This is a genomic window from Streptomyces hokutonensis (genome assembly GCF_042751305.1).
Taxonomy (GTDB): Bacteria; Actinomycetota; Actinomycetes; order Streptomycetales; family Streptomycetaceae; genus Streptomyces; species Streptomyces hokutonensis_A.
This window is the reverse complement of sequence record NZ_JBHYWD010000018.1, coordinates 135729-148169: the sequence shown is the minus strand read 5'-3', so window position 1 is coordinate 148169 and position 12441 is coordinate 135729. Positions and strand designations below refer to the sequence as shown.

The window sequence follows — 12441 nt, the reverse complement described above, 5'->3', positions numbered from 1 at the left end:
CTCACCGGGGCCCGCACAGCACAGGACCCCGGAACCGGCGCAGGGGTCCCGGGGTCCGGTCAGGGGGCCGGGCCGATACGGCCCCGCCCGCCGCGGCCGTCACACGCGCCGCAGCACCGCCACCACCTTGCCGAGGATCGTCGCGTCGTCGCCGGGGATCGGCTCGTACGCGGAGTTGTGCGGGAGGAGCCAGACATGGCCGTCCTCGCGCTTGAAGCGCTTGACGGTGGCCTCGCCCTCGAGCATGGCGGCCACGATGTCGCCGTTCTCCGCGACCGGCTGGCGGCGCACGGTGACCCAGTCGCCGTCGCAGATCGCGGCCTCGATCATCGAGTCGCCGACGACCTTGAGGACGAACAGCTCGCCGTCACCGACCAGTTGGCGGGGCAGGGGGAAGACGTCCTCGACCGACTCCTCGGCGAGGATCGGACCACCGGCGGCGATCCGGCCCACCAGCGGGACGTACGACGCGGCCGGCTTGCCCGCGGTGTCCGTGGGCTGCACCGACGAGGACTGGTCGGAGCCGCGGACCTCGTACGCGCGCGGGCGGTGCGGGTCGCGGCGCAGGAAGCCCTTGCGCTCCAGTGCCATCAGCTGGTGTGCGACCGAGGACGTGCTGGACAGGCCGACGGCCTGGCCGATCTCGCGCATCGACGGCGGATATCCCCGTCGCTGCACCGAGTCCCTGATGACCTCGATCACCCGGCGCTGCCGGTCCGTGAGTCCCGAGCTGTCCGCCCGGATGCCGGGAGGTCGGCCTGGGAGGGAACGCTTGTGTCCCTCGGGATTCGCGGTTTCGTTCATTGCATGCACCGGCTCGAGTCGGCCCTGGGAGCGATCCTGGGCAGTGATGGTGGCACTGTCTGCGGTGGTGGTCACGTCGGCCCCTCTCGATGTTCTCCCTGCTGGACAACGGTAGTTGCTTTCGAAAGGTTGCGCCAAACACACGTTCGAGTGAAAAAACGCGGATAGCCTGCCGCGATCACGTGTCTGGGTGTATGGCCGACGTGTCACCTGTCGGACAAAAGGGCCCATTGTGGGGCTCTTCGTCGCGCGGGTGGTGACCCGGCGGATTGTCGCCCCAGTCTGCCACCCGGCGTCCCGGCGACCGGGGGCCGGTCCGGGTCTGTGCGGGAGCCCCACGTCTTCTCCGTACCGCGCTCACGGTATCTCCGTAAGTGCCCTGGCGGTACGGGTGTGCGCCAGCGTGTTCCGGGCGACGGTATGGCCGTATGGCACATGCCAATACGGGTGCGACACGCGCGTACGGCGTGTTTGTGTAAGCCAATCACCACATCTAGTGGTTGGATTGCGGCAGCAGCCCAGAAGTTGTGGTCCCCCGGGTCTCCATCGTCTCGGCCATCGCCTATGCTTGGGGCTGCTTCGAGAGGCCCAAGGGGTCTTACGAGGCTATTGAGTCTGCTGTGAGGGAGGGTTGGAGATCATGCACTGCCCCTTCTGCAGGCACCCCGACAGCCGTGTCGTCGACAGCCGTACGACGGACGACGGCACGTCGATCCGCCGGCGCCGCCAGTGCCCTGACTGCTCCCGTCGTTTCACGACCGTGGAGACGTGCTCGCTCATGGTGGTCAAGCGGTCCGGAGTCACCGAGCCTTTCAGCCGTACCAAGGTCATCAACGGTGTGCGCAAGGCATGCCAGGGACGGCCTGTCACCGAGGACGCACTTGCCCAGCTCGGCCAGCGGGTCGAAGAGGCTGTGCGGGCCACCGGAAGTGCCGAACTGACCACCCATGACGTCGGGCTGGCCATACTCGGCCCGTTGCAGGAACTCGACCTCGTCGCCTATCTGCGATTCGCCTCCGTCTACCGGGCGTTCGACTCGTTGGACGACTTCGAGGCCGCGATCGTGGAACTGAGGGAAGCGACGCCAGGCTCCGCCGCGGACGACGAAGACGCGGGATCGGGGAGCCAGGAAGACGACGGCGGGCCCGGAGGGACTGTTCAGGTCCCGGTGCCCGCCCACTCCGCCGACTGACCGGCGGGCCGGAACCGGGCGGAGACCCCGGATCCGGCCGGACGGCGGCGGACCAGGACTTGTCGCGGAGCCATGAGCGTGTGGGCTGCCGTGACACCAGACAAACACTCTGCCACGGGAACATCGTGGCATTTCAGGGCGTTTTTGCCTGTACAGGGAGGCGGCATGACAGAGACGGCGAGCGGTCCGGCACGAGGTTCCCGCGCGAAGGGCACCAAGACCACCAAGGGACTGCGCATCGAGCGTATTCACACCACCCCGGGCGTGCATCCGTACGACGAGGTGGAGTGGGAGCGTCGTGACGTCGTCATGACCAACTGGCGCGACGGCTCGGTCAATTTCGAGCAGCGTGGCGTCGAGTTCCCCGCCGAATGGGCGGTGAACGCGGTCAACATCGTCACCAGCAAGTACTTCCGCGGTGCCGTGGGCACCCCGCAGCGCGAGGTGAGCCTCAAGCAGCTCATCGACCGCATCGTGAAGACGTATCGGAAGGCCGGCGAGGACCACAAGTACTTCGCCTCGCCCGCCGACGCCGAGATCTTCGAGCACGAGCTGGCGTACGCCCTCCTGCACCAGGTCTTCAGCTTCAACAGCCCCGTGTGGTTCAACGTGGGCACCCCGCAGCCCCAGCAGGTCTCGGCCTGCTTCATCCTGGCCGTCGACGACTCCATGGAGTCGATCCTCGACTGGTACAAGGAAGAGGGCATGATCTTCAAGGGCGGTTCGGGCGCGGGCCTGAACCTGTCCCGCATCCGCTCCTCCAAGGAACTGCTCTCCTCCGGCGGCAACGCCTCGGGACCGGTCTCCTTCATGCGCGGTGCCGACGCCTCCGCGGGCACCATCAAGTCCGGTGGCGCCACCCGCCGCGCGGCCAAGATGGTCATCCTGGACGTCGACCACCCCGACATCGAGGACTTCATCCAGACCAAGGTCAAGGAAGAAGAGAAGATCCGCGCCCTGCGCGACGCGGGCTTCGACATGGACCTGGGCGGCGACGACATCACGTCGGTGCAGTACCAGAACGCCAACAACTCGGTCCGCGTGAACGACACGTTCATGAAGGCCGTCGAGAACGGCGACAAGTTCGGCCTGACGTCCCGCATGACCGGCGAGGTCATCGAGGAGGTCGACGCCAAGGAGCTGTTCCGCAAGATGGCCGAGGCCGCCTGGGCCTGCGCCGACCCGGGCATCCAGTACGACGACACCATCAACCAGTGGCACACGTGCCCGGAGTCCGGCCGTATCAACGGCTCGAACCCGTGCAGCGAGTACATGCACCTGGACAACACGTCCTGCAACCTCGCCTCGCTGAACCTGATGAAGTTCCTCAAGGACGACGGCAAGGGCAACCAGTCCTTCGAGGTCGAGCGCTTCGCCAAGGTCGTCGAGCTCGTCATCACCGCGATGGACATCTCCATCTGCTTCGCGGACTTCCCGACGCAGAAGATCGGAGAGAACACGCGCGCGTTCCGCCAGCTCGGCATCGGCTACGCCAACCTCGGCGCCCTGCTGATGGCGACGGGCCACGCGTACGACTCCGACGGCGGCCGTGCCCTCGCGGGTGCCATCACCTCCCTGATGACCGGCACGTCGTACAAGCGTTCCGCCGAACTCGCCGCAGTCGTCGGCCCGTACGACGGCTATGCCCGCAACGAGCAGCCGCACCTGCGCGTCATGAAGCAGCACGCCGACGCCAACGCCGTGGCCCCGCGCGCGGACGACCTGGACACGCCCATCTGGGCCGCGGCCACGGAGTCCTGGCAGGACGTGCTGCGCCTCGGCGAGAAGAACGGTTTCCGTAACTCGCAGGCGTCCGTCATCGCGCCGACCGGCACCATCGGTCTCGCGATGTCCTGCGACACCACCGGACTTGAGCCCGACCTCGCCCTGGTCAAGTTCAAGAAGCTGGTCGGCGGCGGCTCGATGCAGATCGTCAACGGCACCGTCCCGCAGGCCCTGCGTCGCATGGGCTACCAGGAGGAGCAGATCGAGGCGATCGTCGCCCACATCGCCGACAACGGCAATGTGATCGACGCCCCGGGCCTCAAGCACGAGCACTACGAGGTGTTCGACTGCGCCATGGGCGAGCGTTCCATCTCCGCGATGGGCCACGTCCGCATGATGGCCGCCATCCAGCCCTGGATCTCCGGGGCGCTCTCCAAGACGGTCAACCTGCCGGAGACGGCGACCGTCGAGGACGTCGAAGAGGTCTACTTCGAGGCCTGGAAGATGGGCGTCAAGGCGCTCGCGATCTACCGCGACAACTGCAAGGTCGGCCAGCCCCTCTCCGCGAAGACCAAGGACAAGGAGAAGGCCGAGGTCACGGCGAAGGCCGAGGAGACCATCCGCACCGCGGTCGAGAAGGTCGTCGAGTACCGTCCCGTCCGCAAGCGTCTCCCCAAGGGCCGCCCGGGCATCACGACCTCCTTCACGGTCGGCGGCGCCGAGGGCTACATGACCGCCAACTCCTACCCGGACGACGGTCTCGGCGAGGTCTTCCTGAAGATGTCCAAGCAGGGCTCCACCCTCGCGGGCATGATGGACGCCTTCTCGATCGCCGTCTCCGTGGGCCTGCAGTACGGCGTCCCCCTGGAGACGTACGTCTCGAAGTTCACCAACATGCGCTTCGAGCCGGCCGGCATGACGGACGACCCGGACGTGCGGATGGCGCAGTCGATCGTCGACTACATCTTCCGCCGCCTGGCGCTCGACTTCCTCCCCTTCGAGACGCGCTCCGCGCTCGGCATCCACTCCGCCGAGGAGCGCCAGCGTCACCTGGAGACCGGTTCGTACGAGCCGACGGAGGACGAGGTCGACGTCGAGGGCCTGGCCCAGTCGGCGCCGCGTGCCCAGGAGTTGAAGGCCGTCGCCACCCCGAAGGCCGTGACCGAGGCGGCCAAGCCCGCCCCGCAGCAGGCGCACACCAGCGCCGAACTGGTGGAGATGCAGCTGGGCATCCAGGCGGACGCCCCGCTCTGCTTCTCCTGCGGTACGAAGATGCAGCGGGCCGGTTCCTGCTACATCTGCGAGGGGTGCGGTTCGACCAGCGGGTGCAGCTGAGCCAGGGCATCTGTTTGAAGTGAACTAGCTGGTCAGGGCGGCGGAGTCGGGTGTTCCGGCTTCGCCGCCCTCGGCGTTTCCCGCCCCGGGGAGAATCCGGTTTCCCAGCAGAACGATCAGCGGTTAATCTCCCTCAGCGCGCATAGCGTGCGCACAGGGGAGGGTGGGGGACATGGCCGACGATTTCGTCGAGCCCGAAAAGGGTATGCGGGCGGGGGCCCAGGCAGTCGCGGCGGTAGTGGTGGTCGGCGGCGTCGTGGGTGGTCTGTGGGGGCTCGGGGGAGTCCTGCCGAAGACGGCGCAGGACACCAAACCGGCGGTCTGCACGGCGAGTACGGACAAGACCCTGCCGGCGAAGTACGTCTCGCCGACAGCGCTCTGTACCGCGCTGAACCGCGCGGACCTTCCGGTGCTCCTGGGGACTCCGGACGAGCACGCGGAGACCGCCTCGGGCAGCGCGGGCTGGATGACGCTGGCCGGCGGCACCAAGATTGCCAGTCCTGAGGCGGACGTTGACCTGAGGACGTACTCCGTGCGGCTGTCGGCGTCCTACGACGACATTCCCGTCGCCCAGGCGGCCCGCTACGTGGACGCGACCTCGCAGGTGAAGATGGTCCTGGGGCACCCGGCCGTCCTCTACTCCGACCGGACCATCGCCATCAGCTTCAACCTCGGCGGCGGCGAGGCCAGTTCGGGCCCCGGAGGCATCGCCCGGAGTCTGCTGGTCTCCACGAGCGCCAAGGACGGCGGCGACTCCTTCGAGATATCCATCTGGCGTCAGGACGATGTGCCGCCCGACGACGAGGCGCTGTTCCGCATCGCCGAGGAGGTGCTGCCGACGGTCCCGGGCTGGACCGCCGGCTGACGAGCCGCCCGAGGGCAGGGCTCAGGACTGCCGAGCCCTGCCCATCGTCCTGGTGAAGGTCGCCGGGTCGTCGTCGAAGCCCTGGATGCCGGGATGGAAGTCCCAGCTTCCGGACTCGTCCCGGGTGAACTCCCCGACCGTCGCCGCCGTCGCACCGAGGACGTCCCCGAAGTCCTCCTCGGTGAGGACGCTGTACCCCTCGCGGATGCGCAGCTTCGGGTTGAGGACGTTCACGAACGTGCGGTGGGCCACCCGCTGCTGGATGACGACACCGACCACCACGCGCGCGTACCGGTCGGCGAGCCGGTCGAGCTCCAGCGTCATGACCTCGTCCCAGCCGAAGCCCTTGCCGTCCTTGCTGTCCCGGTTGAGATAGATGGTGCCGTCGGGGGACCGGCTGTCGAAGTGCACCGCGTACGCGGGAGTGCCGTAGAGATCACTCGCCACATACGTGGTGGCGACGATGTCCAGATCGACAGGCGGTTGCCCGGTGGGACTCGGATCCCACTGGAGTCCGACTTCCGCCTTGCGGATCCCCTTGTTGAGGCCGTTCACCACAGTTCCCCTTCCCCGTGCGCCTCGATCGCGCGCCCCAACTGCCGGGCGATCAGCGTTCGTTGTCCATCGTGCCACGCGCGCGGGGGCGTGTGCGCGGACGATCTCCGCCGGAGCGTGACCGGCGCCACGCTCCGTGGCCTTACGATGGCGCGGTGCTGGTCAAGTGGATTCGCTGCACCGTGATGGACCGTCGCGGCTTCGAGCGCGGGCAGCGAAAGTGGGCGGGGCTTCTGGGGGAGCCGGGATTTCGGGGACAGGGGGGAGGCTGGAGCAGAGCGCGGCCAGGAGTGGCACACATTTTCGCGTTCTGGGAAAGCCGTGCCTTCTACGACTCCTTCATGGCCCGATCCCACGACCGGCTGGCGTCGGCTCAGGCGGGCACCTTCAAGGACGCGCAGGTCAAGCTGTTCGACCACCGGTTCGACGTGAAGACCGGCTTCGAGCCGCGCTTCACCGACGCCGACCTGGTGCGGGTGGCCCTGTGCCGTGTCCACGAGGAGCGCGCCGAGCACTTCACGCTGATGCAGGAGAAGGTGTGGAACCCCGCGATGGCCGGCTCCCCGGGCATGCTCAGAGGGCTGTTCGGCGAGGCCCCGGGACATGAGTTCATGGTGCTCTCGATGTGGCACTCGGCCGCCGAGCACGGCAAATACCGCACCGAGCGAGTGGAGCGGCTCGCTCTGAGGGCCCAGATCGAGGCGGACGTGGCGTCCCTCACGGGGGACATCGTGGAGCTGGAACCGAGCTGGACGGTTTGAATTCCGGACTGACGGGAGTGCCGTCACCGACGTCCCGGTGTGTGAATCGTGCGCCCCTATGTGGCCCATCGGGCAGAATTCGTGTGACCTACGCCGTATGGAGCCCGTACGAGTGCTCGATATGCCACCACTGGATCTAGGGTTTTGGCATGGCACGACCACGGCGCATCGTCCTTGTCCGGCACGGCGAGTCAACGGGCAATGTTGATGACACCGTTTACGAGCGTGAACCCGACCATGCCCTGGCGCTGACCGACCAGGGATGGCGTCAGGCCGAGGAGACCGGCAAGCGGCTGCGGGAGGTGTTCGGCCGCGAGCGCATCAGCGTCTACGTCTCCCCGTACCGCCGCACCCACGAGACCTTCCGCGCCTTCCATCTCGACCCCGACCTCGTACGCGTACGCGAGGAACCCCGGCTCCGCGAACAGGACTGGGGGAACTGGCAGGACCGCGACGACGTACGCCTCCAGAAGGCGTACCGGGACGCCTACGGGCACTTCTTCTACCGCTTCGCCCAGGGCGAGTCCGGCGCCGACGTCTACGACCGGGTCGGCGGCTTCCTGGAGAGCCTGTACCGCAGTTTCGAGGCGCCCGACCACCCGCCGAACGTCCTCCTGGTGACGCACGGCCTGGCGATGCGGCTGTTCTGCATGCGCTGGTTCCACTGGACGGTCGCGGAGTTCGAGTCCCTGTCCAATCCGGGGAACGCCGAGATGCGGATGCTCGTTCTCGGAGACGACGGCCGCTACGCGCTGGACAGGCCGTTCGACAGCTGGCGGGATCCGGAACCCTACGGGATCAGTGGGTAGGCTGACGGACCGATGACAGCCGACTCCTCTTCCGACTCCTCCAATTTCTCCGATTCTCCTGACGCTCCCGGCGGCCGCCTGGGCCGCGCCCTGGCCAGCCTGCGCGGACTCGCCGTGGGGGACGCGCTGGGCTCCCAGTTCTTCGTCCCCGTGAACTACCCGCTCCTCAAGCGCCATGAGCTGCCCCCGGCGCCCTGGCAGTGGACGGACGACACGGAGATGGCCTGCTCCGTGGTCGCGGTCCTCGCCGCCCACCACCGCGTCGACCAGGATGCACTGGCCCACTCCTTCGCGCACCACCACGACTTCGACCGCGGCTACGGCCCCGCCGTCAACCGGTTGCTGCGCCTTGTCCGGGAAGGCGGCGACTGGCGCGAGCTGTCCGCCGCGCTCTTCAACGGGCAGGGCTCATGGGGCAACGGCGCGGCGATGCGGATCGCGCCCCTGGGCGCCTGGTACGCGGACGATCCCGAGCAGGCGACCCACCAGGCCGAGATCTCGGCCTACCCCACGCACCAGCACCGTGAGGGCGTCGTCGGCGCCATGGCCGTCGCCGCGGCAGCCGCACTGGCCGCCGACCCCGGCGGCCCGCCCAGCGCCGAGGCACTCCTCGACGGCGTCATCGCCCTCGTCCCGAAGAGCGCCGTCGGAACGGGACTGCGGCGCGCCCGCGACATGCTCGACTACGCCGATGCCGACACCGTCGCCGCGGTGCTGGGCTGCGGACGTCGTACGACAGCGCACGACACGGTGCCCTTCGCGCTTTGGTCGGCCGCTCGCGGCCTCGGCGACTACGCACAGGCGTTCTGGACCACCGGGCAGGTCGGCGGCGACGTGGACACCACCTGCGCCATCGTGGGCGGCGTGATCGCCGGCGGGAAGGCCGGGACGCCGCCCGCCGAGTGGGTGGAGCGGACGGAGGCGCTGCCGGACTGGGCGCCGACAGCCGTCTGACGGCTCCGACGTCCTTGCCCAGCGTGGCCCCCCCCACGCGACGGAAACTCTCTGTGCCCGATGGGAACTCTGCGTGACCGCCCGGCCGTTGTCCTGGCAGCTGCCGTGTGACACATGGGTCCACACAGGACAGACAGGACGCGAGAGTTGTGGGGGTGGTCATGAGGTTTTCGCCGATGTCGACGCCGGCGCCGGTGCTGTTGCCGGTCGGTCGGGCCCAGGCCGGGCCCGACCGGTCAGGCGATTCCCGGACCCGCCGTGCCCGCGAGGGCTTCGAGGTCGCTCTTGCGGACCCGGATCACCAACCAGGCGGTGACCAGGGCGAGTACGGCCATCGCGGCGGCCGGGATGAAGGCCGTCGAGATGCCGTGCGCGAGCACCTCGTGCCCCCAAGGAGCGGGCAGCTGATGCGACTTGGCGAACTCCTGCTTCTGCTCCGCCGACCCATTGGCCAGGAACTTCGGCAGCTGCTTCTTCGCCTCGTCCCGGCTGGCCGAGCCGAACACCGTGGTCAGGATGGACAGACCGAGCGAACCGCCAACCTGCTGCATGGCGTTGAGCAACGCGGACGCCGCGCCCGCCTCGTGCGGGGCGACACCGGACACGGCGGTGATCGTCAGCGTCACGAAGTTCAGGCCCATGCCGAAGCCGAACACCAGCATGGGGCCGAGCACTCCGCCGACGTACGAGCTGTCCGAGCTGATCAGGGTCTGCCAGGCCAGCCCGATCACCGCGAGGGCCGAGCCGACGAGCATGAACGGCCGTGGTCCGAACCGCGGCAGGAACTGCTGGGAGAGTCCCGCGCCGGCCGCGATCACGACCGTCACCGGCAGGAACGCGAGACCCGCCTGGATCGGGCTGTACCCCAGCACGTTCTGCACGAAGAGCACGATGTAGAAGAACATGCCGAACATCGCGGCGGCCAGGCTCAGCATGATCACGTACGTGCCCGAGCGATTGCGGTCGGCGAACATCCTGAGTGGGGTGATCGGTTCCTTGGCCCTGGACTCGGTGATCACGAAGGCCAGCAGCAGGACCGCCGCCGCGCCGAAGGACCCGATGGTCAGGCTGTCGCGCCACCCCTTGTCCGCCGCGCGGATGAAGCCGTAGACGAGGGATGCCATGCCCGCCGTCGAGGTCAGCGCGCCCGCGATGTCGAACCGGCCGGTGGCCCGCTCGGACTCGCTGATGTAGAGCGGTGTGAGTGCGGCGATCAGCAGGCCGATCGGCACGTTGACGAAGAGCACCCAGCGCCAGTCGAGCCACTCGGTGAGCATGCCGCCCGCGAGCAGACCGATCGCGCCGCCGCCCGCCGAGACCGCGGCGAAGACGCCGAACGCCCGGTTGCGTTCCGGGCCTTCGGGGAACGTGGTGGTGATGAGCGCCAGCGAGGTGGGAGACGCGATCGCGCCACCCACGCCCTGCAGGACGCGTGCGGCCAGCAACTGCCAGGGTTCCTGGGCGAGTCCGCCGAGCAGCGAGGCGAAGGTGAAGAGCAGGATGCCGGTGATGAACACCCGGCGCCGGCCGAGGATGTCTCCGGCCCGGCCGCCGAGAAGCAGCAGGCCGCCGAAGGTGAGTGTGTAGGCGCTTACGACCCATGTCAGGTCGGTGGTGCTGAAACTGAGCGCGGCTTGAATGTGCGGGAGAGCGATATTCACAATCGTCGCGTCGAGTACCACCATGAGTTGGCAGGCCGCGATGACCGCGAGCGCGATGCCGGGATGCCCCTCCCGGCGGGCCGCTCCTGGTTTTGGCTTCTGGGTCAACTGAGAGGTTGTCACTATGGGTCCCCCACAAGTGTGTTAGTGAACGCCCGCGTTCACTGCCGCGTCAACGGTAGTGAGTCCCCGACAGTGAACGCAAGCGTTCACTTAACTCGCCCGAGCGTGACGCGTCCCCCGTCGCTGCCGCGCGACGTGTCCCCGATCCCCGGAATTCCCCATTCCACTGCTCGCTGGAGAGACTCAGATGGTTACTTCGGGCTGGACGGCCGCCCCCGCTCGGGCGACCTCCCTCCGCCGTCGCGGCGCCGTGCTCGAACGCGCGATCCTGGACGCCGCACTGGAGCAACTCAGTACGGTCGGATGGAACGCCCTCACGATGGAAGGCGTCGCCGCCGGCGCCCAGACCGGCAAGGCCGCGGTCTACCGCCGCTGGTCGTCGAAGGAAGACCTCGTCGTGGACGCGTTGCAGGCCGGACTGCCGCCCCTGGACGAGGGGCCCGATCTCGGCGATGTGCGTGCGGATCTGCTGGCGCTGTGCACGCGGGCGCGCGACGCGATGTTCTCGCGCCCCGGATCCGCCCTGCGTGCGGTGATTCACGAATGCGATATGGCGCAGGCGGATCGCTTCCACGGCGTGATCGTCGAAGGGGTCGTGGAACCGACGATCCGGCTGATCCGCGACGCTGTTGACCGGGGAATCGAGCGGGGCCAGGTTCGCCCCGACGCGTCCAACGGCTATGTCTTCGACGCTGTCCCGGCGATGATGATGTACAGATCGAAGGTGTGCGGCAGTGAATGGAGCGACCGGGAGATCGAGGAAATGCTCGACCAGTTGATGCTTCCGCTGCTCCGGCCGAGCGGTGAGTGAAGCCGGGCCGGGACGGTCCTGAGGGGGCCCGGGGAAGCCGGGGTGTCGCAGGCAGTCCCGGGCGGCGTACCCTGAGATCGCCATGCCGTACGAACCACCTACTCACACCGTCGAGCGCTCACTTCGCGCCACGACCGGAGCCAAGGTCATTGCCGGCGTCGACGAGGTGGGGCGCGGCGCGTGGGCCGGGCCCGTCACCGTCTGCGCGGCGGTCACCGGACTGCGCCGACCCCCCGAAGGCCTCACCGACTCCAAGCTCATCGCGGTCAGGCGGCGTACCCAACTCGCCGAGGAACTCCGCGAGTGGGTCACGGCCTACGCCCTGGGACACGCCTCCCCGGAGGAGATCGACGACCTGGGGATGACGGCCGCGCTGCGGCTCGCCGCGGTGCGTGCTCTCGAGGCCTTGCCGGTTCGCCCGGACGCGGTCATTCTCGACGGGAAGCACGATTACCTCGGGGCCCCTTGGCGGGTCCGTACGGTGATCAAGGGCGACCAGTCGTGCGTGGCGGTGGCCGCCGCTTCGGTGATCGCCAAGGTTCAGCGCGACAAAATGATGGCCGAACTGGGCATCGACCATGCAGACTTCGCTTTTGCGGCCAACGCCGGGTATCCGTCACCCGTGCACAAGGCCGCGCTGGAGGAGCGGGGCCCCACCCCGTACCACCGGTTGTCGTGGGCTTATCTTGATGCGTTGCCCCAGTGGCGGCACCTCAAGAAGGCCCGCAGTTGGGCGGAGGGAAACGTTCCGGAGATCGAGGGGCAGCTCGGCTTCGACTTCTGACCGTTCCGCTCGCACTCATGTGCCACCCGCCGACGCGAGCGGCGCCAACGTTTGATAAAAAT

Annotated in this window: 11 protein-coding genes; 8 read left to right on the top strand and 3 right to left on the bottom strand. The window is 68.2% G+C overall.

The window, feature by feature from the left end; all coding sequences use genetic code 11:
• Positions 1 to 99: 99 nt before the first annotated feature.
• Positions 100 to 879, bottom strand: a complete 780-nt coding sequence (lexA, locus tag ACFXC1_RS36780; protein ID WP_318019237.1) for a transcriptional repressor LexA — start codon at positions 877 to 879, stop codon at positions 100 to 102.
• Positions 880 to 1444: 565 nt separating this feature from the next.
• On the opposite strand from lexA, the gene nrdR reads away from it, so the two are divergent.
• The 3 genes from nrdR (at position 1445) to ACFXC1_RS36765 (ending at position 5921) form a co-directional block, all read left to right on the top strand.
• Positions 1445 to 1996 (top strand): transcriptional regulator NrdR, encoded by a 552-nt coding sequence (gene nrdR, locus ACFXC1_RS36775; RefSeq protein WP_381251218.1) that lies wholly within the window; start codon positions 1445 to 1447, stop codon positions 1994 to 1996.
• Positions 1997 to 2161: 165 nt separating this feature from the next.
• The gene (locus tag ACFXC1_RS36770; protein WP_381251216.1) at positions 2162 to 5056 is read left to right on the top strand and encodes a vitamin B12-dependent ribonucleotide reductase; all 2895 of its coding nucleotides are present in this window, start codon (positions 2162 to 2164) and stop codon (positions 5054 to 5056) included.
• A gap of 172 nt (positions 5057 to 5228) precedes the next feature.
• Positions 5229 to 5921, top strand: coding sequence for a DUF6215 domain-containing protein (locus ACFXC1_RS36765; protein WP_381251214.1), 693 nt, complete (start codon positions 5229 to 5231; stop codon positions 5919 to 5921).
• A 21-nt stretch (positions 5922 to 5942) separates the two neighbouring features.
• Here ACFXC1_RS36765 and ACFXC1_RS36760 read toward each other — a convergent pair whose 3' ends face one another.
• Positions 5943 to 6476, bottom strand: coding sequence for a TerD family protein (locus tag ACFXC1_RS36760; protein WP_381251212.1), 534 nt, complete (start codon positions 6474 to 6476; stop codon positions 5943 to 5945).
• A 155-nt stretch (positions 6477 to 6631) separates the two neighbouring features.
• Between ACFXC1_RS36760 and ACFXC1_RS36755 the strand changes: the two genes are divergently transcribed.
• The 3 genes from ACFXC1_RS36755 to ACFXC1_RS36745 all read left to right on the top strand — a co-directional run bounded on the left by ACFXC1_RS36755 (position 6632) and on the right by ACFXC1_RS36745 (position 9000).
• Positions 6632 to 7237 carry a YdbC family protein gene (locus tag ACFXC1_RS36755; RefSeq protein ID WP_043260002.1) on the top strand — a complete coding sequence of 202 codons (606 nt, stop codon included), beginning with the start codon at positions 6632 to 6634 and terminating at the stop codon, positions 7235 to 7237.
• A gap of 149 nt (positions 7238 to 7386) precedes the next feature.
• Positions 7387 to 8046, top strand: a complete 660-nt coding sequence (locus tag ACFXC1_RS36750; RefSeq protein WP_026179190.1) for a histidine phosphatase family protein — start codon at positions 7387 to 7389, stop codon at positions 8044 to 8046.
• A gap of 12 nt (positions 8047 to 8058) precedes the next feature.
• On the top strand, positions 8059 to 9000 hold the full coding sequence (locus ACFXC1_RS36745; RefSeq protein ID WP_381251210.1) for an ADP-ribosylglycohydrolase family protein: 942 nt from the start codon (positions 8059 to 8061) through the stop codon (positions 8998 to 9000).
• Positions 9001 to 9236: 236 nt separating this feature from the next.
• On the opposite strand, the gene ACFXC1_RS36740 is transcribed toward ACFXC1_RS36745, so the two are convergent.
• Positions 9237 to 10784: an MFS transporter gene (locus tag ACFXC1_RS36740; protein WP_381251209.1), complete on the bottom strand. Its 1548-nt coding sequence runs from the start codon at positions 10782 to 10784 to the stop codon at positions 9237 to 9239.
• 187 nt (positions 10785 to 10971) lie between these two features.
• Between ACFXC1_RS36740 and ACFXC1_RS36735 the strand changes: the two genes are divergently transcribed.
• Both ACFXC1_RS36735 and ACFXC1_RS36730 read left to right on the top strand, forming a co-directional pair.
• Positions 10972 to 11595 (top strand): TetR/AcrR family transcriptional regulator, encoded by a 624-nt coding sequence (locus tag ACFXC1_RS36735; RefSeq protein ID WP_381251207.1) that lies wholly within the window; start codon positions 10972 to 10974, stop codon positions 11593 to 11595.
• 82 nt (positions 11596 to 11677) lie between these two features.
• Positions 11678 to 12379 carry a ribonuclease HII gene (locus tag ACFXC1_RS36730; protein ID WP_381251205.1) on the top strand — a complete coding sequence of 234 codons (702 nt, stop codon included), beginning with the start codon at positions 11678 to 11680 and terminating at the stop codon, positions 12377 to 12379.
• Positions 12380 to 12441: the final 62 nt, after the last annotated feature.